The sequence below is a fragment of the Thermoleptolyngbya oregonensis NK1-22 genome (assembly GCF_032705245.1).
Taxonomy (GTDB): Bacteria; Cyanobacteriota; Cyanobacteriia; order Elainellales; family Elainellaceae; genus Thermoleptolyngbya; species Thermoleptolyngbya sichuanensis.
Map to the genome: position 1 here is coordinate 3,562,710 of NZ_CP053540.1, position 26,785 is coordinate 3,589,494.

Below are 26,785 nucleotides of genomic sequence, written 5' to 3' on the forward strand. Positions count from 1 at the left end.
GACAGGAGACGGTTTGGAGGATTCCATCATGCTCGCATCAGCAGCGCCACTGCGTAGGCCGCGATCCCTTCTTCTCGTCCGACGGGGCCCAGCTTTTCGTTGGTGGTGGCTTTGATGCCAATTTGATCCGGGGCGAGTTGGAGGGTGGTGGCGAGGCGATCGCGCATCGTTTTAATATGCGGCTTCAGTTTGGGCCGTTCTGCCACGATGACAGAATCGATATTTCCGATCTGCCAACCTTGTGACTGAATTAGCGCGTGGACTTGTTCCAGCAGCTTCAGGCTATCGGCTCCGGCCCACTGCGGGTCGGTGGGTGGAAAATAGTGCCCAATATCGCCCAGGCTGAGCGCTCCCAGCATCGCGTCCATGATGGCGTGGGTTAGCACGTCGGCATCGCTGTGGCCCAGCAGCCCCAGTTCATGGTCTATCTTAACGCCGCCCAAGATGAGGGGGCGATCGCCCACCAGTCGATGAATGTCGTAGCCGTTCCCAATCCGAATCGCCATAGAGTTTCAGAATTTCGTGGAAAGAGTTTCGTGGAAAGAGTTTCGTGGAAAGTGTGTTGCAGAAAAGTTGCAGAAAAGATGCTCTCTCACGCTAGGCCTTGCTCGAAAGCGGGCGATCGCCCAGCGCCCGGTTGCAGGCTAATTGCCGCCGCCTTGCCGCAGTCGATCCGCCTGTTGCAGTGCGGCGCTGCTGTTTTCCCGGTAAAGCACGACGCGGTTTTGGGCAGTGGTATAGCGGCTGTCGGTGGCAGGAACTTGGGCCATGAGATCGGAGGCTCGCTGCCATCGGCTGGCCAGGTCTAGCCAGTCGGCCGAGGTTTGCGCCGTTTGCCCATCGCGCACGGCCGCCTCTGCCAGCCGCACCGCCTGGACAAAGGGATCAGGCGTGGGGGCAGGCGCAGGAGACGGGGACGACTCCACTGGCGAGGCCGGCGCGACGACCTGCTCCATTGGTTTGGGAAGAGAAATGCCCAGCCAGTCGGCCAGGGCCCAGCCCACCAGCAGCGCCAGCACCCCCAGGCTCAGCCCGCCAATCAGAATGCCCCGCCAAAACTGTTTCTTGGCGCGTGCCTCGGTGGGGGATTGGGCCGCAGGTTTGGCAATGTCGAGCATTCGGTTATAGCGCCAGTCTTCGACCATGCGCTGGAGCGGGTTGGGCTGGGGCAGGGTAATTTCTTGCGACCAGAGGAGTTGTTTTTTGGGGTCGCGCTGGATATCCTCAAGCCAGAGAAGCTGCTGCTCTCGCACAATACGGCTGTTGATATTGACACGACGAATGCCATTGGGGCTGAGCCGCTCCAAGATATAGCGGACATCTTCAACGAGCGACTGCTGTTCCAACTGTTCCAGCGTCTCCGCCTCGCACAAAAGCTGAAGCACGCCGTGGTCCAGCACCGCCCGAGTCCGCACGCCAGCATCCGCCAGCCGTTCGTTTAGCACCTGAATAATCGCCGACACGCTTCCTTGGCGTGCCTGACGCTCGATATCGTCGATGGGGTCTACCATAATCGCTTGGCAGCAGCCTGATGGCGTTTCCAGTGATTTTAGTGATTCTTAAGACTAGCGTAAGATTAGCGCATCCTGAGAAATTTATCGCAAAGGATAAACAGCGCCCAATTTTGACCTGTTTTCGACCTGTTTAGGACTTACGCACTTGCGGCAAGTTTGCTGGGTTTCGGACGATTTCTCGCGGGCGCAGCCCGCGAGAAATCGTCCAACTGCGTCAGTCCTACTGTTTTCGACCTGTTTTTGGGCAGTCTGCTGGGTTTGCTGGGCAGCTATAACTCTCGCAAATGGCTGGTGTCGTTAAATCGACGAATATGCCAGAGGTCGCTGTTCCAGCGGTTGGGATTGTTGGAGGGGAGTGTCCAGCGCGATCGCTCTAGCCAAAACTCGAACACAGCCGTATTTTTTGTAGAGCAATGCCAAGTGCGATCGCTCCCTAGCATCGCCGCAATGAGATGCTGCAAGATCCAGCTATGGGTGACGATCCACAGCGTCTCGCCGTTGCGATGCGTCGCCAAGACCCGCTGGATAAACCGCTCAGCGCGATCGCGCCCATCTTGCAGGGTTTCGGCTCCTGGTGCGGGAATCCAGTCGGGCGAAGCTTCCAGATCAGCGCAGAGTTCGGGATATCGCTCCTGCGCCTCGTCCCAGGTCAGCCCTTTGAAAATGCCGTTTTGAAATTCCAGCAGTTCCTCAGCGTATTCAATCGTCGGTTCAATCGTCGGAATAGAAATTGGATGCGGAACTGGTTCGCTCGTTCTCTGAGCCAGCAAAATTTCTGCCGTTTGCGCTGCCCGCTTGAGGGGGCTGCTGTAGACCTTCGAGGGCGGCTGTCCCTTTGCCCACAGGCGTTCTGCCAGTTGCCGTGCCTGCTGCCGGCCGCGTGCCGTTAGCTCATAGTCGGCATGGCCTTGCATCCGCCGCTCCACATTGCCCACCGACTCGGCATGGCGAATGAAGAGGAGCTTAAGTCGATCCTGGCTGAAATCCTCGCCCTGAGCCATTGGCCTGCCTGCAAGAGAAAAGGAAACTGTCAGAACCTACGCACTTGCGAGAACGCGACGCACAGCTTTTAATCTGCCCTCATCCCCCAACCCCTTCTCTCGAATTGGGAGAAGGGGAGCAAGAGAGGCTTGAAGTCCCTTTCCCGCTCTGGGAGAGGAATTTAGAGTGAGGGGGAATTGGCAAAGTTGCACCTTGCGCTTGCGATAAGTGTTCTGGATTTTGGGTCTATTCGCGTAAGTCCTAGCTGTTTTGGATTGTAAAGGCTGTTTGGAATCGTTGGGCAAGAGGGGGCGGGCTGCGCGGACTCGCTCACGCAACCCGCCGTTCGGAGAGGGGCCGCCGGATTATCCAATCGGCCGCATCGGCTGGATTGGGTAAATCCGTTCGGGCGTGGGCTGCGGTCGAGGCGTTTGGACCCCGCCCGTATTCACCACCAGCCACAGCAGCACTCCCAGCAAAATCGCCAGAATGAAGCCGCCGCCAGGGCCGCCCGCCGGGTCTTGGTGTTCGATGCGATAGCGATCGCCCGTGTTGGGGTCAAAGGCTTCCCGGTCGGAAAGCTTGACTAGGCGGCGATAGTCGCTGCGGAAATCGTCGTTGTGGTCGTCTGGCAAAATCAGCATGATTTTCAGTTCCCCCCGAAAAATTTGGCAGAAAATTGCAGAAAATTTTGGCAATCGAGTGATTGAGCGATTCAGCAATCGGTCTAGCGATCTCTAGTGATTTCTAGCTCTAGTGATTTCTAGCGATCGGTCTAGCGATCGGTTAGTTGCCTGCCAGTCTGCTGCTCCCAAAGCCGATTGGTGGAAACTATAAATAGCTTAGCCTAAGAATTTGCAGGGTGACAATCTTAGGCTTATTATCTTATACAATATTTAATACACAATTTGGATTACCTAAAATTGTGTTAGGCTGAGCCTCTAGAACCATTAGATTGGGAGGACTGAATGCACACCCCAGAACCCCGCTCTCGCATTGCGGAACTTCGCAAAGCGGCTGGCCTCACTCAGCTTCAGCTTTCGCAGCGAGTCGGTGTAACAGAAACCACCATTGCCAACTGGGAACGCGGTCGCGGCGGCCTGGATTGGATTGTCAAGCTGATCCGGCTGTGCGATGCGCTGAACTGCAATCTCAAAGACCTGATCGAAGACCCGGCGACGACTGCTGCGCCGCTGCTGTCGCTGGAGGAGGCGCAAGTCCTGATGCGACCACCTGCGCCGACCCATCCCCCCGCCGCAGAAACCGAGGCGATCGCCCCCCTCCCTCCTGCCCCACTCGCAGAACCCAATGCGCTATCCCTCAGCGACGCACAGCGACTCATGGGCAGTCCGGCTCCTGAGCCTGCTCCAGAGGCGACGCAGCAGCAGCCCCGCTCCATCGGCTAGCGGCCGTGCCCCAGCCAGATTCTCAGCCCGTCCAAAAAGTTCATTTAGTTCAGCTAGTTCAGCAAATAATTCAACGGCTGTGTCAACCGCCCCAGAACACAAGCAAATAATGCTATCATCAACCCATTCGAGTCAAAGATATCGTTTTTCAATATCAATCTCGTCATCAATCCCGCCATCAATCCCGCCATCAATTGCGCTTTGTCGAGGGAGTCCACACGGCTAAACGGGCGATCGCACTGCCCGCGTCCTGGTTCTGACGGTTTAGCGCAACGGCCGCCTTGTGGATGATGACCGACCCTCGCGCCCGGTTTGCTCTGTCTTCAGGAGGAGTTTTGGGGCTGGGGCCAACGCCAAATCATAAGGCTGAGTCATCAGGCTGAGTCTTTAGATAAGCCCCTTCAGATAAGCCCCCTCACCAAACCCCTTGAGGAGTCTGCACCGCTACTCACGTCACGCTCAGGAGAGAGTTTCATGGTTTCTAATCGCTCCCCCCAATCGCTCTGTACCCGGTGCTACATGCTAGACGCAGATTTGTTGGTGGATCTGATTTTGAGCCGTCCGAGCATCAGCGCCGACTATGCCAGCTTTCTGTGGCAATGCTTGCAGCAGCGGCAGATCCACGGCTGCATCACCGAACTGGGCTATCAGCGGCTCTGCATCATTATGAACCAGCGCGATGCTCGCCATGCGCTGACTCTTGCAGAGGTGCTGATGCGGATGCTAACGGTGTGCCGGAGCGATGCCAATATCTGGCTGCGGGCTAATAGCCAGCCCTTTGAATACGACTCGGCAGAGGAAATCGCCTGTGCCTTGCACTATCGCATGGACGGGCTGATCACCCATCGCCCAGAACAGTTTGAGGGCGCGGGCATTCCCGTGCTGTCGCCGCGCGATGTGCTGGAATATCACCTGCGGCGATCGCTCCAGCCCCCGTCTCACCATTCCTTCCCCCTCCCCGCCCGCTCGATCACGCATCTGGCGAGCTGGCGCAATGGACAGTTCGATGCGTCCTGGCTGCCGCTGACAGACATTTGGGATCAGGGACATCTGGGCACGATTTGCCGCGACGCATCGCCCTATGCCGCCCCTTCATCCGCTGGCGGCCCGCGGCCCGTCGCCCGTGGCAAATTCGTCGAGGTGCGCCATTTTGACCGACGGCTGGAGTGGGTGGCGCTGATTGTGCAAATCTGCCCAACGCAGCAGCCCGACGTGTTTGATTTGTCGGTCATCTGCGCGGCCCGTGATGGCGGCGATCTGCCCGCAGGCTTGCAACTGTGGGTGGTCGATCAGCAGGGCCAGGAGTCGATGGTGGCCCAGCCCAGCCGCAGCGGTCGAGCCACGCTCCAGTTCGAGGGACAGACGGGTGAGGCGTTTGATGTGGTGATTAGCTTGGGGGGCGATCGCCACGTCGAAACCTTCCTGATTTGAGCCTTTCCGAACTCCCCTTAGCCCCCAACCCCCAACCCCTACGCCTACCCCGGAGGCATAGCCATGACGAAACTCGTTCTGCTGAGACTAGACGGCGATCTGGCATCGGGCGTGCAGGTGGGTCTGGAAGTGGGCGAAGACGGCAAGCAGCCGGAGCTAGAGTCGTCCGGTCGGCTGCCGCCCCAGCCCCACCTGCTGGAATACTTCAACTACTGGCGGTATTGCTATCGCCAGTTGCCCGTGCCGACGCGCCTGCGCCCCAAACAGGTGTCTTATACCAGTTCGGTCTGGTCGTGCATCCAAGCCTGCCACACGGCGGCCAGCTATCTCCAGCGGGCAATGTCGAACTGGCTGGCCGCAAGGGAATTTCGCCCCATCAAAGAGGATTTGCTCTGCGAACTCAAGCGCAACGACACTGTGCGCGTGCTGATTCACACCCGCGATCCGCTGCTGGCGCAGTTGCCCTGGCACTTGTGGGACTTTTTTGAGCGCTACCCCAATACTGAACTGGCCTTTAGCTCGCCTGCTGCCCAGCGCACTCGTCCGGTGCTGGCTGTGCCGCCCAGCGGTCGGGTGCGAATTTTGGCAATTTTAGGAAACAGCGCCGGAATCGATGTCGCCACCGATCGCGCTTTGCTGGAACGCCTGCCCCAGGCGGAGGTGAGGTTTCTGGTAGAACCGTCGCGCCAAGAGATCAGCGATCGCCTATTTGAGCAAACCTGGGACATTCTCTTTTTCGCTGGGCATAGCGAAAGCGTTGAGGGTGCAGGCGCACAGGGGGGCGATCGCGGGCGGATTTTTATCAATCAGACCGACAGTTTGGCGATCGCCGACTTTCGGGCCAGCCTCGACAAAGCCGTGCAGCGCGGCCTGAAGCTGGCAATTTTGAACTCCTGCAACGGGCTGGGCCTGGCGCAAGATCTGCGACAGCTTCATATTCCCCAGCTCATCGTTATGCGCGAACCCGTGCCAGATCGCATCGCCCAAGAATTTCTGAAATACTTCCTCAGCGCCTTTTCTCGCGGCACTCCGCTGTATCTGTCAGTGCGGGAGGCCCGCCAGCGTCTAGCAGAACTGGAGCGCGATTTTCCCTGCGCCAGTTGGCTGCCCGTGATTTTTCAAAACCGGGCCGAGATGCCGCCGAGTTGGGCAGAGTTGCTGGGCGAGCCAGGGATGGGGCTGCAAGCCGCCTGGTCGGGGCAGCGGTTTGGGAACCCAGCCGAAGCCGCGCTGCCCAGCCCGTCTCCCCAGCATAATCCGGCGCGAGAGGGGCGATATAGAGAACAGGAGCATCCCTTCCGAGAACCCGTACAAGCGTCTCCTGGGGGGCGATCGCCCCTCGCCGTGGCCCCGCCCGAAACCCATCTCCTCCCCCTTGCCGAGGCTTTCTCCCATCCTCGACAGATTTCCCCAGAGGAAACTTTATGGGATGCTTCTATTCCGGGTTCCACTCCTGGGAATTCTGAATGGAGAACTCCGAGTTCTACCCATTTGGATGCTCTACCGCCATCAACCACCGCCATGCAAAACCTGAGCCAACCCGCAGCCCAGCCCGACCAACCCACGCCGCCTGCTGCTCCATTCCCTGCGCCCTCGCCCCAGCCAGCGGCGGTTCCTACACCTGCTGCTGTGCCGACTGCGACCGCGCCGACTGTACGACCTATGCCACCTGCGCCGACTGTACCGACTGCGCCGACTGCGCCAGAGCGCACCAGCCCCGAATATAGCGCCCCCACCCCTGACCCCAGTTCCGCCGAAGCCAAGCCTGCTCCTGGTATTGAGGCAACGCCTGCCCCGCTCACCTGGCTGCCAGAAGAGGTTTTGCCCATCACCGACGTACTGGGCGTGGGCCCCGTCAGCGACCAGGGCGTTGTAAAAGAAGCCATTTATCCCGGCTATACGGGCTGGGTCATGCACGAAGGGATTCGCTGGAAAGCGTGCCTAGATTTGCCTTGGCGACAGCTACACCTGCCCGTGGATACGCCCGTGCGCGTGATGGGGCGGCTGGACGGCACAAATATTCTGGTGGTTCAGCCCATTAGAGTAGCGGAATAAGCGGCATGAAATGCAAAGGGGTGATGCGATCCAGAGATCGGTCACGTCAAGTCCTATCCTCTTCTTGCGTCATCCCATCCCATCGATTCCGACAGCACGCTTGAGGCTTGATACAAGCGGAGCTACAAACGAAATTGCGAGAAGCCCCGCAGATTCTTGGCTGCCATTCAATCGCCAATCCAAAATCCAAAATCGTCAATCCAAAATCAATATCACTCCCAATGCCTCGCACCCTCAAACGCGGCCCTGGCTGGCAAATTGGCTGGGACGAAGACGCGCCCGAATTTGTTGGACTCGTTGGCGGCGACGACTGGGCGCTGGAGCTAACCGCAGCGGAACTGGAGGATTTTTGTCGGCTGGCGGGGCAACTGGCGGAAACCATGAGCCAGATGGCGGCAGAACTCATGGAAGAGGAGCGGATTGCCTGTGAACTGGAGAGCGATCGCCTCTGGCTGGAGGTCGAAGGGTTTCCCCAGTCCTACAGTCTGCGGATGATCCTGCTGACGGGCCGCCGTGCCGAGATGGGATGGGACGCAGCGGCCGTACCAGGACTCATTCAGGCAGCGCAGTCGCTCAGGGTTTTCTAGTCCCCTTTCTGTCCCCTTGCTTAGCCCCCTTACTGCTGTTTGAGCGAGGCCGCGGGCTGCCCAGTCAGATATCCCTGCTGCTTCAGGAAATTCAGCACCTTGGCGGCGCTCTCTTCTAGGGTTTCTTGATCGGTGCGGCATTCCACCTCCGGATTCAGCGGCGCTTCGTAGGGGTCGTCGATGCCTGTGAACTGCTTGATTTCGCCCGCCCGTGCTTTTTTGTAGAGGCCCTTCACGTCGCGCTCTTCGCACACGCTGAGCGGCGCGTTGACATACACTTCCACGAAATCTCCGATGCGATCGCGCATTTCGTCGCGCACATCCCGATAGGGCGAAATCGCCGACACCAGCACAATCACGCCATTGCGGCTGAGCAGGTGCGCCACAAACCCAATGCGGCGGATGTTTTCGTCCCGGTCTTCTTTGCTAAAGCCTAGCCCCTTGGTGAGATGCTGGCGCACGATGTCGCCGTCCAGCACCTCTACCGCCAAGCCGCGATCGCGCAATTCCTTTTCCACCGCCATGCGAATCGTCGTCTTGCCCGCGCCGCTCAGCCCGGTAAACCAAACTGTGACCCCTCGCTGCTGCATTGCTTTTTGCTCCTCACGATAGAACTAGCACAAGAACCTGCACGCTCTTGGGGACACCGACGGGCGCAAACCAAGAACGCTCTGGAAAACCAGAAATAAAACTGCCCCCTAGTCTACTTGATCACGTTCTCCACTTGGGTTGGATTTGTATCACTCTCTCCCGGAAAAAACGCTGGCTTTGCAGGCAGCCGCGTCCCACAGTTTTTGCAAAACAAGGCATCCGGGTCATGCACCGACAGGTCGCAATTTGAGCATTGCACGGCGACACGAGTGCCCGTTTTAACCAACTGCTTGATCAAATCGCCCAACTGCCAGGGAATAAACAAAATTCCGGTCAACAGCATCAAAATGGTGAGCGATCGCCCACCATCGGTAATCGGCACCACATCCCCCAAGCCCGCCGTTGAAATGGTCGAAATCGAGAAATAAATCGCGTCAAAAAACGTGTTGAATTGCTCCGGGTTGACCGGATGTTCGACCTGATAGATCAGCCCAGAATAGACAAACACGATAGAAAACAGCGTGAACAAAATGCGGGCAACGATGGCGCTGTCTTCCGTCGTGACATAGCCAAACACCGTTCGCCCTTCAAAAAATCGCGCCAGCCGCAAAATCCGAAACCAGCGGAAAATGCGGATAAACCGAATATCCACTGCGCCCAAGAAAAATGGCAAAATCGCCATCAAATCAATCAGCCCAAAGAGGCTGAACACAAACTTGAGTCGATCTTCCGCACACCACAGCCGCAGCAAATATTCCAGCGAAAACAGCAGCAGCAGCGCCAGATCCAGCGCCCCCAAAACCGTCCGCCACTCCTCCGACAGCGGATAGGTCTGCGCGACAAAAATCGCCACCGACAGCAGCACCAGCCCGGTAATCAGCAGGTTGAGCGCCTTTCCGGTAGGCGTGTCGATATCTTCGAGGTAAAAGGCGATGCGCTTGCGAAAGGACATTGGGAAAACGCAATTGAAAACGCATTGAAAAAAACGCAATTGAAAACGCAATCCGGGGAAGGACGCGATCCCGCGATCCTCCTATTATCACCTCATCCCCGACCTGGGACACATCCCAATCCCCCTCTCCCCCATTCCACGACTCCCCGCCTGGGGTAAGATGGCTAGGCACATGTGAACAGCCGCAGGGTGGGAAAGTCCGGTGAGAGTCCGGCGCTGTGCCGCAACTGTGATGGGAGCTTGAGCGTGTTTCGTTGGATAGACACCAATTCATCCAAATCATCCAAAGCTCCCCAGCCAGAACGCCAGCCTGCTGCTTTTTCACTCTAGCTCCCGCGTCGCACGGGAACGGAGTTTTGATTTTTATGACCCTTTCTATTGACCCCGTTTCTTCAAAGTCCAATTTACCCATTGCTGCAAACTCTGAGCCGCTAGCGCAGCCGCTGATGTATCCTCTGGAGCCAGAGCAGGGGGCGATCGCCCTCGGAAATTCGCCCCAGATCGATCTTCCCCCGCTACCGATGCAGCGTCCGGTGCTGCTGGTGGGCCACGGCAGCCGCGATGCCGATGGTCGCCAGGGCTTGCTAGATTTTGCAGCGGCGTATCAGGCGTTGGATCTCTCGCGTCCAGTCGTGCCCTGCTTTTTGGAACTGACGGAGCCGTCGATTCAGCAGGGCGTAGACGAGTGCGTTGCCAAGGGCTATACCGATCTGTCGGTGCTGCCTGTGCTGCTGTTTGCGGCGCGACACAACAAGTTCGACGTGACCAATGAACTGGATCGCGCCCGCCAGCGCCATCCCCAAGTCACGTTTCACTATGGGCGGCATTTTGGCATTACGCCAGGAATTTTGGATCTGTGGCGATCGCGCCTCGCAGAACTCGACCAGCCGCAGTGGAACCCCCAGGGCATTGCGCGGGAAGACACAGTGCTGCTGTTTGTGGGGCGCGGGGCTAGCGATCCCGATGCCAACGGCGACGTGTATAAAATGGCGCGAATTCTCTGGGAAGGCAGCGGCTATCACACCGTCGAAACCTGCTTTATCGGCATTACCCATCCCCGGCTAGAAGAGGGCTTCCGCCGCGCCCGTCTGTATCAGCCCAGGCGGATTATCGTGCTGCCCTACTTTTTGTTTACGGGCGTGCTGGTCAAGAAAATTGCCATGATCACTGCCCAACAGCAGGCCCAGTTTCCCGATATCTCGATGGTCTGCCTGCCAGAGATGGGTCTACACAGGACGCTGTTTTCTGTATTGCGCGATCGCGAAATCGAAACGCAGCTTGGGCAGGTGCAGATGAATTGCGAAATGTGCAAGTTTCGTCTGGCGGCTGTCGGCAATGGCGCAGTCCACGGGCATGACCATGCACACGGGCACGATCGCGGACATGCACACGCGCATGGACACAATTATAGGCACGATCATGGGCACGATCACGGGCACGCGCATGAACATGCCCAAGATCATGCTCAAGATCATGCCCAAAATCATGCTCAAGATCATGCACATAGACACAGCCATCCGCAGGATCACACGCATGACCACACGCATGACCACACGCATGACCATGAACCCAGCCACGCCCACGGGCATCCCCACAGCCATACGCATGGGCATCATCATCATGGCGAAATGATCGATCCCTATGCGGAACCGAGCCAGTATCATGAAAAAATCTGGCAAGTTCCCTGAACGAGGGTGAAGCAATGGCAGAACTGGATGGAACGGAGGAGAAGGTGTTTCAGGTGGGCGATCGGGTGCGGGCGATCGCCCTGCCAGCCTACCTCAAAACCGCAGAACCCATGCCCATGTTGCGTCCACCCGACCTGATTAAGGTTGGAGAAGAAGGCATTGTGCTAGATCGCCGCCCCGGTGGCTATTGGGGCGTTCGGTTTGGGCGCGGCGCGTTTTTGCTAGAAAGCCAGTATCTCGAAAAAGTCGTGGAATCAGGAAGTCTGTAACGATACCTGTGGCTTTCCAAAATCAGCAGACCTTACGCACTTGCGATAAGTTTTCTGGATTTTGAACGATTTCTCGCGAGCGCTGCCCGCGAGAAATCGTCTAGCTGCGTAAGTCCTAACAAAGCATAAGATTAAATAAGTTTAGTAAACCTTATTTATGTTTTGGTGACTTTTTATGTTGGCTGGGAACTCTAAGCCGAGTTCCGCCAATCTAGCATAGTCCCCAAAATGCCATGAAACGACGCAATTTCCTGTGGTATTCCAGTCTCTTTATTGCTGGCTGTAGTGCAACCTCCACGGCTTCGCGGGTATCCACTGTCAAGTTACCTGAGAAAATTAGATTCGCAATTACGGATGTTCAGGGAATCGATGAATTAAAGGAAAAGTACGATCCGTTTCGGGCGGCTTTGGAAGACGTTTTAGAAACTTCCGTTGAGTTTTTTCCTATGGATGATTTGCTCACGGCCGCCTCTGCATTGCAAACCAATCAACTGGATTTGGTTTGGGCCGGCCCATCTGAATATGTCACTATCCATGCCCGCACTCAAGCCACACCACTGGTCAGCTTGATTCGCTCCAACTATTACGCCGTTCTGGTGGTTCGTGCCGATAGTGGGATTCAATCCTTGGCGGATCTGAAGGGAAAAACCGTTGATATGTGGAAAGTTGGCTCCACAGCCTCCCATCTGGCTGGAACGAAAATGCTGCTGGATGCGGGGCTAATGCCTCAAGTAGATTACAAAGCGGTCATGACTGGGGAAAATGACCTGCAATCGCTACGGCTTGGGAAAGTGGATGCCTTAGTCAGTGGAAATCCTCGATATAGAGCTGCGCTAAAAGCGCTGAATGCCTCTGAGCAAGACTATCCAATCGTGGCGCGAGGTGAACTGCTGCCTGGTGATGTGTTTGTTTTAAGTAGCGCGTTTAGCTCGGCGGTCGGAGCAGAGATTCAGGCTCGTATGCTGCGGGGACAAAACAAACTGCTTCAGGGAATTCGCTCGGTGGAAAGTTTGGCGGTCCGCTTTCCAGAAGACAGTCAGTTCTCCGTAGCAAATGATGCGGACTACGACATGATTCGAGAAGCCTATCGCGCTATTGGACAGGACAAATTCCTCTAATTGTTTTGCTTCTCTGATTCTCTATTTCTAATTCTTCAACTGTTTTAGGTCACTAATGGTTTTGCTTCCCTAAGTAGGTAGTCCTAAATAGTCAGAACAGTCAGAATAGTCAGAATTTTTCGTCAGAGCTTTTCGTTGGATGGGTTGGTGATGGCGGAACCCTTTCTGTCAAAGAAGTTGAGCGTCTTTAGTATGCGCGATTTGGGATGTATTGGCTCTTGATTGTTTTAAGATTGGATGCTTATCAGCATGGCTTTTATTACAAAGATAGGTGCGGGTGTGGATGCTTGGCTGGATTCTCGCCAAAGTATTTCCAAGAAGATTGGCTATGGCTATGGCGTAGCGATTAGTATTGCTGCGCTGGGGGCGTTGCTGGGGTTAGCGATAGGCAGTCATTCACAGCAAAAGGCGCAAGCAGCCCTGGAGGTCGCTGAGACTCAGCAAAACACGTTGAATAAGCTGTCACTGCTATCGCTATCTCTCCAATCCCATCCCCAACGCTTGCTGGTGGTGCTGCAAGAGCCAATCTGGTTTCAGTATGAGATGAGTAAGTTTACGAATGATTTTAATCAGGCTAAGGCCCTGCTGGCAGAATTAGACTCGTTTATTAACCTGGACACTTCCCAGGAAAATCTGGATGTAGAAACGTTAGAAACACTAGTCCAAAGCTACGATTCCACCATTGAGGGCTACCGACAGCATATTGCTGCACTGTGGAAACGGATTAACCCGCAGGAACTAACACGGGAGACGGCTGACCCTGCCCAGCAACTGATCTTAGCAAGCCTGACAGACGCAGAGGCCGTTCGGATGCGGCTTCGCTTTGAAAAGCTGTCGGAGCGGCTAGTGCAGGTACAGCGGGTCGCGGAAAATCAGAAAACTCTAGCCTATCAGCATCTCGATCAGGCGGATGCATTTCGGTTTCATGCGATTGTGGCAGGCATTGTGCTGTCCACAGCGATCGCCATTGTCCTGGGCATTATCACTAGTCGGGCGATCGCCCGTCCGGTTCAGGTACTCACTGATGTTGCTCAGCAGTCCATTCAGAACGCAAAATTTGACCTGCAAGCCTCGGTTTCCAGCAATGATGAAATCGGCAGCCTCGCCCAATCTTTTAATCAACTGATTGCCTTTGTCAATCAGCTTTTGCAGCAACAGCAAGCCGCCAATGAAAAGCTAGAAGCCTATAGCCAATCCCTTGAGCAAAAGGTCCTCCTCCGCACACAAGAACTTCAGGAAAAGAACGATCATCTTAAGCAACTGTTGGAAGAATTGCATCGCACCCAAACCCAAATGGTGCAAAGTGAAAAAATGTCTAGCCTGGGTCAACTAGTTGCGGGCGTTGCCCATGAAATCAATAACCCAGTGAACTTTATTCACGGCAACTTAGAACATCTGAATACCTACACCCAAGACCTGATCAGATTAGTCCAGGCCTACGAGAAAGTCATCCCCGACCCCCCGGCAGCGCTGCAAGAGACGCTGGAAGAAATTGATCTAGCGTTTTTGGCAGAAGATTTGCAGAAAATTCTGAAATCGATGCGAATTGGCACCGGCCGCATTCGCGAAATCGTGCTGTCGCTTCGCAATTTCTCGCGCCTAAATGAAGCTGAATTTAAGCCAGCAGATATCCATGAAGGGATTGACAATACGCTGCTGATTTTACAGCATCGCCTCAAATCCAAGGCAGAGCGTCCAGAGATCCAGGTGATTAAGGAGTATGGGGATTTGCCGATGGTGGAATGTTATCCAGGGCAGCTTAATCAGGTGTTTATGAACCTGATCACTAATTCAATTGATGCGCTAGAGGAAGCCAATCAAACGCGATCTTTTCAAGAGATTTCTGAACATCCGAACGTTATCCAGATCAAAACTCAATTGAGCGATCCAGATTGGGCAACAATCCTGATTTCAGATAATGGAACGGGTATTCCAGAGTCCGTGCGATCGCGCCTATTTGATCCTTTCTTCACGACCAAACCCGTTGGCAAAGGCACAGGGCTGGGCTTATCGATTAGCTATCAAATTGTGGTGGATAAGCACAAGGGGGAGATGTACTGCAAGTCTACGCCGGGTCAGGGCACGACCTTTGTGATTCGGATTCCGGTGCGGCACACGGCGCTAGTGTCGGCATGAGGACGGAGATAAAGTCTGGCAAACGCTACTCTGCAACGCAGCGATCGAGCGTCAGGAACAGGTAGGGTCGCAAATCTTGGGTAAACCAGCGATCGCCCGCCTGCCGCGCCGCCTGACTGGTGAGGAACTGGTTCACCGTGTTGCGCCAGGTGGAGTCGGTAGCAGGCAGCAGCATTCCATAGGGGTCGCAGGACAGCGGCTCTGGTGGCAGCAGCGTGTAGCCTGCCCCGGCCAGGGAACTGCTGGTTTGCAGTGCCTCGCCCAGCAGCAGCACGCCGTCGCCCGCAAACAGATCAATCGCGCCACTCCGCAGCGCCTGGAACCCTGCTGTACGAGCCGTATCGCCCCGCAGTGTCACAATTTGCGCCGCTGGATAGCGCTGCCGAATCACCTGCTCGGTCACCGTGTCGCGCAGAACCCCGATCCTGGCTCCGGTTAGCGTGCCCAGCGCGTTGAACTGTTCGGCGGTGTCGGCCGCGGCCAAAAGCTGTACCCCCGTCAGGAAAAAGGGCGCAGAAAACAGCACTCCCTCAATATCGGATCGCAGCGTGTTGGGCCCACACTCGATTTGTACGGTGCCCGCTTGCACCAGGCTAAAGCGGTTCGACACTTCGGCGGCGCTGAGGTCGAGGCGGATCGGGCGGCCCAGTTGCGCCTGGAGTTGCTGGGTGAGGCCGTTGAGTAAATCGACGCAATAGCCCGACAGGTTCCCTGCGGGGTTGGCCGTGCCGAAGGGCGGCGAACCGGGCTGTACGGCGGCCCGCAGCACCCCCGATTCGGCGATCGCCCGCAGCACCGACCCAGGGCGATCGCCCGCAGCACCGACCCAGGGCGATCGCCCGGTGAGCGGGTCGTCACCTCCGGCACAAAGGGAATCGGCGGCCGTCTGCCAAAGGCTTGTTCCAGTTGCTCTTGGGAGAGCGATCGCACCAGTCGCAAGTCCAGCGGCTCCTCGCTGATCGACTTGGCATAGGCGGCGCTCAGAAACACCTCATAGGCGGGCTGGTTGTTCAAATGCCGCTGCAAAAAGGCCAGGCTCATCTCGCGCACATACTCCTGCCCCAGGCGCGGCGACGGCCCAGAGAGCAGCAGGCTCACAGTGTCTAGCGTCGCCCCAGAAGAGGGCGTGTTGTCGGCAAAGGTGTGGCTACTGGGCACCATGATGGCCAGGTACTTTGCCGGCGTGTTGAGCCAGAGGAAGGGATGAATCTGCTGCTGCACCGCTGAGGCGATGAAATCGTTGCTGCCGCTCATCATCATCACGGGCACTTGGATTTGCCCCAGCCCTTCGGGCCCAAAGACGGGATGGGTCAGCGGACTAACGGCGATCGCCGCCTGGACTCGCGGGTCGCGCAGCGTGTAGGTATAGGGTGGCAGGCGGCTGGCCGCACATTGCAGCACGAGCGACACATCCAGTCGCGCTTGGGGCCGGGCACATTCCTGCTGAAACAGGTCGCCCGTGTTCAAGCTTGCGCCCGCCAGCGCCAGCGCCGTGTAGCCGCCAAAGGAATGTCCCAGCACAGCGACTCGCTGCAAGTCCATGCGTCCAGCCAGTCCTGGGTCGGTGTCTGCCAGTTCGCCCAGGGTATCCAGCACGTAGCTGATATCCAGCGGGCGATCGACAAATTCCACAGGTGTCACGGGGCTGGTCAGCACACCTGCTAGGGCGCTGGTGCGGCGGCTCTCGTCGCTGCCGATATGCTGCGGCAGAATGGCGACAAAGCCGTGGGACGCGAAGTGGTCGCCCAGGTAGGCAAAGGCTTCGGGCGTAGACCCCAGCCCGTGGGAAATGACGACGACGGGCGCGGGCTGGGTCAACCCGTCGGGCAGCCGCAGCAGCACGCGAAACGGACGAGGGATGCGATCGCCCAAGAGGGTGCGGCGATCGCGGCTAAACTCCAGCGTGCGCGAAATGACGCGGTAGGGACCCAACTCCCCCGGATCGGGCAATCCGGTGATTGCGGGCAGGGGCGACGCGGCCGCCTCTTTTTCTGCTGCTTCGTTAATTGCCCGCACCACGGCATCTCGATAGTCGATCTGGGTGGAAAACTGCTGCCGCAGTTCGAGCAACTGCTGGGCATTCAGGCGGATGCTGTAGGACGGATACTGCCGCAGCCAGCCGATGATAGACAGTCCCTCCGGCTCACTCGCCGCCAAAATCGCCGCTGCCCGAATCGCGGAAAAGCCGTTTTGTCGCGTGTCGGTTCGCACGACTGCCCCCAGTCGCCGCAGGGTTTCCTCGCCCAAAGAGGAATAGAGCAACTGGGAAATCACGACCGGATCAACGTCAAACCGCCGCTGGAGAAACTGGCGCAGTTCCGCCATGCCCGTTTCGCCCAAAAACCGCGAATAGAGCTTCAGCCCGCCCCGCACCTCGCCCGTGGTGGCGTAGGTTTCCAGGTCGTCCACCGCCAGGGAAATTTCAAAATTACCCAGGTTGACAATGACGCGCTCGGCGCTGTGGGCGGGGCGGGCAAACCAGGTCGATAGGCCCAGCGTCAGCCCGCAGGCCAAGGGCAATAGCTTGGTCTGGAGAAGGTTCCGGGGTCGCCATCTCCGCTGCCCCGTGCTGAACTGTGCCGCCTGCCCCAGACTGGTGTGGTGTGCCATAGCCCTGCTGCTAAACCCTTGAGAAGCTGAGATGCCGCTGAAATGCTGCTGGTGAGATTCCGCACGATTTATCCGCACGCTGCCGAGAGCGTTTTCGTGGGATTTTTTGCGAAATTCTATGCAATCCAGAGCGTATCACACCCGGTTTCCTGCCTTTCCCTGCAAAGAAGAATGCAAAGAAAAATCGCCCGCCGCAAACCCCAGAGATTTACAAAACCTAACCAAGCGTTCGGAATAGATACAGAGAAAAGGGAACCACAAACGGTATGCTATGTCCTGAACGCCGCAAAAAGCCTCAGAACAGGGTGTTTTAGACGAGTTGTGGCTTGACCAGACGGCTCCTTTCTGGATTCTGGTTTAACCCCACGCTAGACAAGGTTCACAACCTGTCTACCTCGCACCCCAGCGGCGATCGCCTGTAAGACCCAGCCACTTTCAACCGTGTTGCAAAGGAGAGTAGGATGATCCGTTTTAATTGGCGTAAGGCACTGGCTGCTTTATTGCTATCTGTTCTGCTGTTGTCTGGCGCTACGGCCTGTAGCAAAGTAGACAACTCGCCCTATGCCCAAGCGCAGAAAGAATCTACCCAGCGTGGAGCCAGAGCCGTTGCCAAAGATGCCGAACAAGGCAGCAGCTTTAACAAATTCTTCCCGAGTTCTGGTCAGGGCTATACCGTTGTCTTTTCTCAAGAGAAAAAAGGGTTTTCAGAAGCCAAGCTGAAGAAAGACGCAAAGGACGTGGCGCTGCTGTCGATTTCTGACACCATTAGCCTGCCGACTGCCGCCAAAAAGTATGACAGCGCCACCGAAAAACTGGCGGGCTATCCCGTTTTGGAAATTGGCAACACCCAGACTGGCATCCTCGTGGCAGATCGCTATCAGGTCAAGGCCCTCAGCCGCGATCCAGAATTCACCAAAGAAAATCGCCGCGCCTGGATTCAAAAATTTGACCTGATTGGCCTATCCAAGCTGAAGTAATGGAGCGCTGACCATGAGTAAACCGATTTATGAAATCGTGGATGATCTGCCCACCACCGGGTTGACCGTCCGCGCCCTCAAATCTCTGGACTTTGTGGTGCCGGGTCACTGGGAAAACCTGGTCGGCTTTGATAACACGATCAAAGCAGTGACGATGGAAACCGATCCCGCCATGATTCAGGCGATTGGTGAACGGGCTGTCCAGCTTTATAACGACAAGTCGCAGGGCTATCAAAAGGCGCTGTGGCTTTACAACACGGTGGACAGTGCCTCCAGTGCGCTGGGGGCGGCGGCGCTGGCGAATCGCGTTGGGCAGGATATTTCCTTTTTAGGACTGCTCAAGCACCTCGCGCCCAAGCCAGAACAGGCACAGAGCATTGACTTGGCCGTGAAGCTGGTGACGGAGGTGGTCGCCTTTTGCCAGATCAACGGCATTCCGGGTGACAGCCTGGGCGACTTTTTGGCGGCGCTGGGTGACTATGGCGGCGAGGCGCTGCTGCGGATGGCGGCGCTGGTGTCGTTTGATGGGCTGGTGCCGCTGGGGCCCAACTTTATCCAGAAGGTAGGAACCTATATCAACGGACTCTCGCCGAAGGAACTGGAGCAAAACCAGACCTTTAAGGGTGTGAATGAACTGATTCCGGGTGGAAACTCAGAAGAGAAACTGAATTTTATTGGCCAGAGCTTTGAGTCGGTGAAGGGCTGGATGGGTGATTTGGTGACTCAAAACGGTCTAACCCAGGAAGGGATTGTGGATCGGCTGGTGCAGGTGGCGGATGTGTCGAAGGATAAGCTCGACTATCTGGGCGCGTTTTTGGATATTGCGGTGAAATACTACTCCCACACGGGCACGCAAACGCTGGCTCGTCGCCTGATTGAGCGGGCCGTTGCGGAGATTTAGTGGCGGAGATTTAGTGGCGGAGATTTAACCAGAAAGGTTTGGGGGGCGGGCGATCGCCCTCTATCTCCACATACTATCTCCCACATACAGAAACCCATCGGCGCTGTTTCGAGTTTGCTCGCAGCAGCGCTTTTTTATGCTCAGTGCCTTTAATCTTTTCAGCGTCTCTTTTCCCTTTTCAAGATTGCAGGGGCTTGCCGAGCCAACAGCCTTGGGGGATTATCCCCCAAACCCCCTTTTGCAGGGGACGAAGCGTCCCCCACACCCCCTCCTAAGGGTGTTCTGGTCGTGCTGAGGGGTCGCTTCGTATTGCAGGGGCGGCAGAGGGCGATCGCGCATTTCGTTCCATCTCCACTGGCCCACTGCTTCTATCCCTCATCAAGCCCTCTCTTTGGTTCCATCCATCCCTTCCCTCCTGCTAGCCTAAAGACTTGTCGATTTCCCATTTGTGGTGTGAGTAAAGGGCTAAGAGATTGGTTTGCAGGCCGCCCTTGGGCGATGCTGCTCTTTTGGATAGCGCTGGCGGCGTTGGTGCGGTTTGCGTATTTGAGCGGCAAGCCGCCTTGGACGGATGAGTTTTCGACGCTGGTGTTTAGCCTGGGGCACAGTTTTCACACGGTGCCGCTGGATCAGGTGATTTCGTCGGAGCTGCTGCTGTCGCCGCTGCGCCTGGAGCCAGAGGGCACGCCGCAGGACGTGGTGCGCTATCTCATGAGCGAGAGTACGCACCCGCCGATGTATTTTTTGCTGTCGCATTTCTGGCTGAAGCTGTTTCCGGCGCTGCCGCAGGGGATTGTCAGTGTGTGGGCAGGGCGATCGCTCTCGGTGGTGTTTGCTATCCTCACGGTTCCTGCCATCTACGGGCTGGGCTGGCTGGCAGGGCGATCGCGCTTGGCGGCAAATCTATCTGCAATTCTGTATGCGGTGTCGCCCTATGCAGTATTTCTGGCGCAGGATGCCCGCCACTACACGCTGGCACTGCTGCTGATTACGCTGTCTTTCTGCTGTCTAGTGGTTGCTGTCCGCAAGATGCAGGCAAGACAGCCGATTCCGCTCTGGCTGTGTGCTGGGTGGGTGGCGGTAAATGCGCTGGGTGTAGCGGTTCACTACTTTGTCATGCTGAGTTTGCTGAGTGAGGCGATCGCCCTCCTCTTTTTCTGGCGCTTCCAGGCTCCTGCCCACCGCCATGCTCACCCCATCTCATCCTTTCTCAATCCCCAACTCCTTGCGGTTGCCTTCCTCTCTCTTGCGGCCTGCCTCGTCTGGCTGCCCGAACTGGCCAGATCGCAAACCAGCCCCCTCACCGAGTGGATCTTTTACGACCGCAGCGACCTGTTAATGTGGCTAAACCCCATTTTTCAGTTCCTTGCGGCCTGGGTCGTGATGGTAATCTTGCTGCCGCTGGAGGCAGACTTTTTGCCGCTGGCGGCCGTAGCGGCCGTGGTTATGATTGCCTTTCTCATATGGGTTGTGCCGCTGCTGGTTCGCAGTTTCAAAATGCTGCTCGCCAATCCCCAAACGCGCTGGGCGGTGGTGCTGCTGGGTGGGCTGGTGCTGGGCGGCATCGCCGTGATGACGCTGATTACCTACGGGCTGGGGCGCGACGTGACGCGGGGCGCACGCTACAACTTCATCTACTTTCCAGCAGTGCTGGCGCTGCTGGGCATGGCATTGGCGACGCTGTGGAACCGAGGCGGCCTGGTCGATGAGGCAACGACACCGCCTCCCTGGACTTCGCGCCGCTGGTATGCCCCCCGCCACCAGTTTCCCAAAACAGGGAAAACAGCGGTTTTGGGCATCCTATTTCTGGGTTTTCTCAGCGCCCTCTCGGTGGCAGTGAACCTGGGCTATGAAAAGTATTACCGACCTGAGCAACTGGCGGCCCAGATGCGGCAATATACCGAAGCCCCCATCCTCGTCGCCACCGACCACCAAACCCATGTGCAGACGGGCGAAATGATGGGGCTTGCCCGCGAGTTCTTGCTTGCGCCCGATGCCAGCCCCTACACGCTGCCCCGGTTTATCCTGGCGCACGGCGAAAAGAACTCGTTCACCCCCGCTGCCACGCTGAACCAGGTGCTAAACCAGGTGCCGCGCCCGTTCGACCTGTGGCTCGTCAACTGGCACGCTTCTGAAAACGTGAACCAGCCGGACTGCGCCGCGCAGGAGATTCGCAAAATCTGGATCAATGGCTATAGCTACGACCTGTATCGCTGTCGCTGAGTGGGATGGCGGAATGGCATGATGGCGTTTTTGTGGGGTGTATCCATCCCCCTCCCCTGCTCCCCAATTCAACCCCGCCACGCGGCCCGCGCTATGGCAAAATCAGACAGGAAGCCGATTCCTGTTGTTGCTCTTGCAGAACCATGATTCAACTGCCCAAGCGTTCCTTCACCCGCTGGCTAAAGGCCGGAGCCGTTTCTCTGCTCATGACGCTGCTGCTGGTGGGATGGGGAGCCGCCTATAGCAACTTAGCGGCGATCGCCCTCCCCCAGGGCAACGCCATCACCGACGGCCGCGCCATTTTGCGCTACGCCCTGCCGATTAGCAACAAGCCCGTGCGCCAGTTGCAAACGCTGCTCGAAGATTTGTCTACGCCCCTCCGCATCAGCCGCACCAGCCTCAACGCTATCAACCCCAAGCTGTCGCAGATGGAGCGAATTCTAAACACGAAGCAAAAGGAACTGCTGGCCAGCGTGCCAGCCGATCGCCAAGCGGCGGCTGGGCTGCTGATTACCCAGCTAGAAATGGGCATCAACGCCATGCGGAGTGCCGTCGAAGAAAACAACAAAGCTGCCCTGTGGGAAAAGCGCTCCGAACTGCTCGACATGGTGGGGCAGCTCGAAGAACTCATGGTCGCCCAGTTCCCCTACGAAGTGCCGGAAGAATACAGCAACCTACCCCAGCTCAAGGGACGCGCCACCATCAGCATCAAAACCGACAAGGGCGATATGGTGGCCGTGGTGGATGGCTACAATGCTCCGGTCACAGCAGGCAACTTTGTCGATCTCGTCCAGCGTGGTTTCTACGACGGGCTAAAGTTCACCCGCGCTGAAGACTTCTACGTGCTGCAAATTGGCGATCCGCCAGGGCCCGAAGACGGCTTCATTGACCCCAAAACCAAGCAAGAGCGCAAGATTCCCCTGGAAGTGATGGTGCAGGGCGACAAAGCCCCCACCTACGGCATTACGCTGGAGGACGCGGGGCGCTATCTGGATCAGCCCGTGCTGCCCTTCTCTGCCTTTGGTGCCCTCGGCATGGCCCACCCCGACAGCGACCCCAACGGTGGCTCCTCTCAGTTCTTCTTCTTCCTGTTTGAACCCGAACTCACCCCTGCTGGGCTAAACCTGCTAGACGGCCGCTACTCCATCTTCGGCTACGTCGTCGAAGGCAAAGAAGTGCTGGAAAAACTGAAGGCAGGTGACGCGATCCAGTCGATGAAAGTGATTTCGGGCTTAGAGAATTTGGTAGAACCGTAATCCCCCAGCCCGCCGGGCCGAAACCTCCCCTTGCGCCGCCTCGCCCACCTCCCCGTTCCGCTCCGCATTGGCAGTCTGTTGCTGGTGCTGTTGGGCCTATGGCTGCCCTATGTCGCGCTGGTCTATGCCCTTGTAGACGACGCAAATACCATCAGCATTTTGGTAATGCCCGTGCTGTTTGGGCTGTTTTTTGGGCTGCTGTGGGCGTGGGGGCGCTGGGTCTATGGGCAGCGGGGCGGGTTCGCGCCCTATGGTCTGGTGGGGACGCGGGCAATGGGTCGAGACCTGCTGCAAGGGCTGGGCATGGGCTTTTGCAGCCTCCTGTTTTTATTTGTCCTCATGAACGGGTTGGGCTGGGCCACCTGGCGATCGCCCGCCGTTCCCATTCCGCGCCTTTTGCTGGAAGGGCTGGGGGTGGGTCTGGGCTATGGGCTGGCGGAAGAAACCGTCTTTCGCGGCTGGCTGCTGGATGAACTGGAGCGCGACTATGCCCCCCGTACAGCGCTCTGGGTCAACGCACTGACCTTTGCCGTGTTGCACTTTATCCGCCCGCTAAATGAGGTGGTAGCTACCGCGCCCCAGTTTTTTGGGCTGGTGCTGCTGGGGCTGCTGCTGGTATGGGCGAAGCGGCAAACCGGGCGACTGGGCCTGTCGATTGGGCTACACGGCGGCATGGTCTGGGGCTATTATTTGGTGAATGTCGGCGCGTTGATTCGCTACACCGGGCAAGCACCCGAATGGATGACGGGCATTAACCAAAATCCCCTGGCCGGCGTGCTGGGGTTTCTCTGTCTGGGCGGGCTGGCGCTCAGCGTGCGATCGCGCGTTTTTCATCAATCTTCTAAATAATCCTCCCCGCTACCGCGTCTCCTCATCGCCCCACCCACCCGATACAATAGACGAAACCCCAGGGACACCCTTACCCCCGCCCAGACATGCCAGAAAGCTATAGCGATCGCCCCATCTCCAGCCGATCTAGCCGACCCAGCCAGTCTAGCCGCATCGAGTCTTCCTACAGCTTGCCGCCTGCGGTGCAGCGAGTGGCGCTGGCGTTTCGGCGCACGGGCTGGATTAGCTTTTGGGCGCAGCTTGTGCCGGGGGTAATCTCGGCTGGGTCGCTGATTTTTGCGAGTTTCGGGCTGACCGCCGCCGCCACCACCACGACCCCCGGCATGCCCTCGCCTACCTCGACCGAAACGGGTACGGGTGCATTTTTCTCGATGCTGGGACTAATTGCCCTAGCTGCTAGCGTCTTCTGGGCCTTTCGCTATGCCCGACTCGGTCGCCGCCTCCAGACCGCCGATACGCGGGTGCGCCCCAAGCGCGGCGAGGCATTTCAGCTTTTGCGCGTGGGGCTAATGATCAATCTGGCAGGAATGCTGCTCACGTTTCTAGGCGCACAGGCTATTATCGGGTCGCTGGTGATCAAGGCATCGGCCCAGGGGTTTGCCATTTTTTCCGGCGGTGCTGCCCGCTTTGTGAATCCGCTGGATATGCTGCTGGTGCTGGCGACGACCAACATCAACATGGCTCACTTTATCGGCATCGTCGCCTCGCTCTGGCTGCTGCGCGTGATGAGCCGCAGCTAGAAGCGTTTGGTGTCGAGCCTGGGTGTCGAGCCTGGGTGTTGGGCTTTGGTGTTGGGCTTTGGTGTTGAGCCGATGACTTGGCGGAATTTGGGCGATCGCCCGACTTCCAGGCTACCGTCATCGCCCAAGCTGAGCTAAGCAAACCCCACTGCACAATCATCACCAGCTAAAATCGAGCGGCATAGGCAGCGGCCAGGGCTTGCCCTTGTAGAACAGCAGTTGATAGACATGCAGACTGCCGTAGCGAAACGAGGCCTCAAAGGATTGCAGGTAGAGATACCACATTCGCAGAAATTTCTCGTCGTAGGTGTCGCCCAAGGCGGCGATAGTGTCTCGGTTGCGGACAAGGTTTTCGGCCCAGCGCTTCATCGTTTCGGCATAGTGGGGCTTGAGGTTTTCACAATGGGCGACAGAGAGCTTGGCCGCCCATAGCTCCTGGGTCAGCTCATGCAGTTGGGGCGCATAGCCGCCAGGAAAGATATACTTGTCCACCCAGGCTCCGTTGCGCTCGTTGCTCTGGGTGACGATAGTGTGCAGCAGCCCAGCACCCCCTGGCTTCAGCAGCGCGTTGGCCTGCTGCATAAAGGTGGCAAAGCTGCCCTTGCCGACATGCTCAAACATACCAATGCTGACGAACTTGTCGAATTGGCCGTGAAACTCCCGATAGTCGGCAATTTTAATCGTGAGGCGATCGCCCAATCCGCGCTGCTCGATCCGCTCCTGCGCCAGTTTCGCCTGCTCCACGCTGAGGGTAATGCCCGTTCCCGACACGCCGTAGCGCTCCGCCGCGTAGATCAACATGCCACCCCAGCCGCAACCGATATCCACCAGGGTTTCACCAGATTTTAACCCCAGCTTTTTGCAAATCAGCTCATATTTTTGCAACTGCATGGTTTCCAACGAGTCGCTCTCGTGGCGGCGATAGCCACAGGAATAGGTGAGCGTCGGGTCGAGAAATAGCTGGTAAAAGTCGTTGCCCAGGTCGTAGTGATGCTGCACGTTTTTGCGGCTGTTTTGAATCAACACGGGCACGGTTTTCAAGCGCTGGGTTAGCACCTTGAACAGCAGCGGCAGCGTCACCTTGCGGCTGGCTTTGGAATAGACATTGTTGCGATAAAACAGCCCAATGAGTTCTACCAGGTTGTGGTTCGCTTCATCCCACCAGCCGTCCATGTAGGCTTCGCAAAAGCCCAGCGTGCCAAAAGACAGGACGCGATCGTAAGTGCCGGGATGGTGGATGATCAGCCGCAGCGGCTCCGATGCGCCCACCTGTCCAAAGCGAAACTCCTGCCCCGTTGGGTTGACCACCGTAAAGTCGGCAGCATCGATCAAGCTAAAAAGCTGGTAGAGATAGCGCTCTCCGCTGGGCAGCTTGCTCCAGTCGGCGATCGCCCCTGTCGCGTCTGAACGAGTCGCTGCATCTGGCTGCGAGGTCTGACGTTCGACCGAAGAAACGGGTTTTGTCATACAAATACCTGCAAGAAACAGTTTTGTGAGAGCTTGTGAGAGTTTGCGAAAAAATTGCCGACTAGGACGTTTGCAGGGGAGTCATAAAACGCCGATACCCCTAGCCCGCCTCTTCAAGGGGAGAATGCTAGAAGCCCCCTTATTAAGGGGGGTTGGGGATCTCGCTACGTCAGTTCTTTCCTATCGATTTGTTTTGAAAGCGGGCATGGTTTTTACCTGAGTCGCCAGCCCCACCGCTTGCAGGGCGAGAATCACCAGCCAGGCCACGTCAATCTCCCACCAACGCTGCCCAAACTGAGCCGAGGACTGGAACGCATGGTGGTTATTGTGCCAGCCTTCGCCAAAGGTGAGCAGCGCCACCCACCAGCAGTTTGTCGCGCGATCGCCCGTCTGATACGTCCGATAGCCCACCATGTGACAGGCACTGTTGACAAAGAAAGTGCTGTGGAAGCCCACAAACAGTCGCACAAAAATCCCCCACACCAGGAACGGCATCCCGCCCAGCACGTAGAGCAGCACCGCCAGCGCCACCTGCATCCAGATGTAGTTGCGATGGCAAAAGCGATAAACCGGGTCACCGGCAATGTCTTTGGTGTAGCGAGCAAGCTGAGGCTGGCTCGGCACTTGATGCATCAGCCAGCCGATGTGGCACCACCAAAAGCCCAGGCTAGAGTCGTGGGGGTCGCCGGCCTCGTCCGAGTGCAGGTGGTGCATCCGGTGATAGCCGACCCAGCCCTTGACTGCGCCCTGACCCGCCAGCGTGCCGCAGATAATCAAAAAGTACTCCAGCCATTGCGGCACCTTCAGGCTGCGATGGGTAGCAAGCCGATGGAAGCCGAGAGAAATGCCCAGCCCAATGGTGACAAAGTGCAAGAAGACCGCCAGCGCTACGGCCGACCAGCTAAAAAAGGCCGGCACAAAAGCTAGCAAAGCAGCCAGATGCAAAAACAGAGTGAAGCTAATCACGTCCCAGCGGGGACGCGGCACATTGAAATGGGCATCGGTCATGCAGAATAAACTCCTGGCTTGCGCCG

23 protein-coding genes, 1 pseudogene and 1 riboswitch are annotated in these 26,785 nt (G+C 57.3%); of the genes and pseudogenes, 14 read left to right on the top strand and 10 right to left on the bottom strand.

The window, feature by feature from the left end; genetic code table 11:
• Positions 1-26: 26 nt before the first annotated feature.
• From ispF to HNI00_RS15125, 4 genes are all read right to left on the bottom strand, one after another.
• Entirely contained in the window at positions 27-506 is a 480-nt protein-coding gene (gene ispF, locus HNI00_RS15110) for a 2-C-methyl-D-erythritol 2,4-cyclodiphosphate synthase (protein ID WP_172356556.1), read from the bottom strand.
• 138 nt (positions 507-644) lie between these two features.
• A complete protein-coding gene (locus HNI00_RS15115) occupies positions 645-1,511 on the bottom strand; it encodes a hypothetical protein (protein WP_316787422.1) in 867 nt (288 codons plus the stop codon).
• A 272-nt stretch (positions 1,512-1,783) separates the two neighbouring features.
• Positions 1,784-2,515, bottom strand: a complete 732-nt coding sequence (locus HNI00_RS15120; RefSeq protein WP_316787423.1) for a histidine phosphatase family protein — start codon at positions 2,513-2,515, stop codon at positions 1,784-1,786.
• 345 nt (positions 2,516-2,860) lie between these two features.
• Complete coding sequence (locus tag HNI00_RS15125; RefSeq protein WP_316787424.1) at positions 2,861-3,139, bottom strand: hypothetical protein; 279 nt, start codon at positions 3,137-3,139, stop codon at positions 2,861-2,863.
• Positions 3,140-3,463: 324 nt separating this feature from the next.
• On the opposite strand from HNI00_RS15125, the gene HNI00_RS15130 reads away from it, so the two are divergent.
• From HNI00_RS15130 to HNI00_RS15145, 4 genes are all read left to right on the top strand, one after another.
• Positions 3,464-3,901, top strand: coding sequence for a helix-turn-helix domain-containing protein (locus tag HNI00_RS15130; protein ID WP_316787425.1), 438 nt, complete (start codon positions 3,464-3,466; stop codon positions 3,899-3,901).
• Positions 3,902-4,375: 474 nt separating this feature from the next.
• Positions 4,376-5,332 carry a PIN domain-containing protein gene (locus HNI00_RS15135; protein WP_316787426.1) on the top strand — a complete coding sequence of 319 codons (957 nt, stop codon included), beginning with the start codon at positions 4,376-4,378 and terminating at the stop codon, positions 5,330-5,332.
• Between the two features lie 63 nt (positions 5,333-5,395).
• Positions 5,396-7,387: a CHAT domain-containing protein gene (locus HNI00_RS15140; protein ID WP_316787427.1), complete on the top strand. Its 1,992-nt coding sequence runs from the start codon at positions 5,396-5,398 to the stop codon at positions 7,385-7,387.
• Between the two features lie 221 nt (positions 7,388-7,608).
• A complete protein-coding gene (locus HNI00_RS15145; protein WP_297079984.1) occupies positions 7,609-7,974 on the top strand; it encodes a DUF1818 family protein in 366 nt (121 codons plus the stop codon).
• 29 nt (positions 7,975-8,003) lie between these two features.
• Here the strand turns inward: HNI00_RS15145 and cysC are convergent, their stop codons facing one another.
• Positions 8,004-8,564 carry an adenylyl-sulfate kinase gene (gene cysC / locus HNI00_RS15150; RefSeq protein WP_420156215.1) on the bottom strand — a complete coding sequence of 187 codons (561 nt, stop codon included), beginning with the start codon at positions 8,562-8,564 and terminating at the stop codon, positions 8,004-8,006.
• Positions 8,565-8,677: 113 nt separating this feature from the next.
• Positions 8,678-9,517 carry an ion transporter gene (locus HNI00_RS15155; RefSeq protein WP_297079985.1) on the bottom strand — a complete coding sequence of 280 codons (840 nt, stop codon included), beginning with the start codon at positions 9,515-9,517 and terminating at the stop codon, positions 8,678-8,680.
• Between the two features lie 149 nt (positions 9,518-9,666).
• Positions 9,667-9,845, top strand: a riboswitch (cobalamin riboswitch).
• A 118-nt stretch (positions 9,846-9,963) separates the two neighbouring features.
• On the opposite strand from HNI00_RS15155, the gene HNI00_RS15160 reads away from it, so the two are divergent.
• The 4 genes from HNI00_RS15160 (at position 9,964) to HNI00_RS15175 (ending at position 14,728) form a co-directional block, all read left to right on the top strand.
• Positions 9,964-11,205, top strand: a complete 1,242-nt coding sequence (locus HNI00_RS15160; protein WP_420156370.1) for a sirohydrochlorin chelatase — start codon at positions 9,964-9,966, stop codon at positions 11,203-11,205.
• A gap of 14 nt (positions 11,206-11,219) precedes the next feature.
• Entirely contained in the window at positions 11,220-11,474 is a 255-nt protein-coding gene (gene sipA, locus HNI00_RS15165) for a regulatory protein SipA (RefSeq protein WP_297083755.1), read from the top strand.
• Between the two features lie 233 nt (positions 11,475-11,707).
• Positions 11,708-12,592, top strand: coding sequence for a PhnD/SsuA/transferrin family substrate-binding protein (locus HNI00_RS15170; RefSeq protein ID WP_316787429.1), 885 nt, complete (start codon positions 11,708-11,710; stop codon positions 12,590-12,592).
• Between the two features lie 249 nt (positions 12,593-12,841).
• A complete protein-coding gene (locus HNI00_RS15175; protein ID WP_316787430.1) occupies positions 12,842-14,728 on the top strand; it encodes a sensor histidine kinase in 1,887 nt (628 codons plus the stop codon).
• 25 nt (positions 14,729-14,753) lie between these two features.
• Here HNI00_RS15175 and HNI00_RS15180 read toward each other — a convergent pair whose 3' ends face one another.
• Positions 14,754-15,524 carry a transporter substrate-binding domain-containing protein gene (locus HNI00_RS15180; protein ID WP_316787431.1) on the bottom strand — a complete coding sequence of 257 codons (771 nt, stop codon included), beginning with the start codon at positions 15,522-15,524 and terminating at the stop codon, positions 14,754-14,756.
• A gap of 263 nt (positions 15,525-15,787) precedes the next feature.
• A pseudogene (locus HNI00_RS15185) lies at positions 15,788-17,338 on the bottom strand (alpha/beta hydrolase); the annotation flags it as partial.
• 461 nt (positions 17,339-17,799) lie between these two features.
• On the opposite strand from HNI00_RS15185, the gene HNI00_RS15190 reads away from it, so the two are divergent.
• The 6 genes from HNI00_RS15190 to HNI00_RS15215 all read left to right on the top strand — a co-directional run bounded on the left by HNI00_RS15190 (position 17,800) and on the right by HNI00_RS15215 (position 24,284).
• Positions 17,800-18,315, top strand: a complete 516-nt coding sequence (locus HNI00_RS15190; RefSeq protein WP_420156216.1) for a hypothetical protein — start codon at positions 17,800-17,802, stop codon at positions 18,313-18,315.
• A 13-nt stretch (positions 18,316-18,328) separates the two neighbouring features.
• Complete coding sequence (locus tag HNI00_RS15195; protein ID WP_297079991.1) at positions 18,329-19,216, top strand: hypothetical protein; 888 nt, start codon at positions 18,329-18,331, stop codon at positions 19,214-19,216.
• A gap of 498 nt (positions 19,217-19,714) precedes the next feature.
• A complete protein-coding gene (locus HNI00_RS15200) occupies positions 19,715-21,439 on the top strand; it encodes a glycosyltransferase family 39 protein (RefSeq protein ID WP_316787433.1) in 1,725 nt (574 codons plus the stop codon).
• A gap of 143 nt (positions 21,440-21,582) precedes the next feature.
• Positions 21,583-22,695 carry a peptidylprolyl isomerase gene (locus HNI00_RS15205; RefSeq protein ID WP_316787434.1) on the top strand — a complete coding sequence of 371 codons (1,113 nt, stop codon included), beginning with the start codon at positions 21,583-21,585 and terminating at the stop codon, positions 22,693-22,695.
• 30 nt (positions 22,696-22,725) lie between these two features.
• A complete protein-coding gene (locus HNI00_RS15210) occupies positions 22,726-23,544 on the top strand; it encodes a CPBP family intramembrane glutamic endopeptidase (RefSeq protein ID WP_316787435.1) in 819 nt (272 codons plus the stop codon).
• Positions 23,545-23,630: 86 nt separating this feature from the next.
• On the top strand, positions 23,631-24,284 hold the full coding sequence (locus HNI00_RS15215) for a DUF3611 family protein (RefSeq protein ID WP_316787436.1): 654 nt from the start codon (positions 23,631-23,633) through the stop codon (positions 24,282-24,284).
• A 159-nt stretch (positions 24,285-24,443) separates the two neighbouring features.
• On the opposite strand, the gene HNI00_RS15220 is transcribed toward HNI00_RS15215, so the two are convergent.
• Both HNI00_RS15220 and HNI00_RS15225 read right to left on the bottom strand, forming a co-directional pair.
• Positions 24,444-25,751: a class I SAM-dependent methyltransferase gene (locus HNI00_RS15220; protein ID WP_316787437.1), complete on the bottom strand. Its 1,308-nt coding sequence runs from the start codon at positions 25,749-25,751 to the stop codon at positions 24,444-24,446.
• A gap of 180 nt (positions 25,752-25,931) precedes the next feature.
• A complete protein-coding gene (locus HNI00_RS15225) occupies positions 25,932-26,759 on the bottom strand; it encodes an acyl-CoA desaturase (RefSeq protein WP_316787438.1) in 828 nt (275 codons plus the stop codon).
• Positions 26,760-26,785 lie beyond the last annotated feature (26 nt).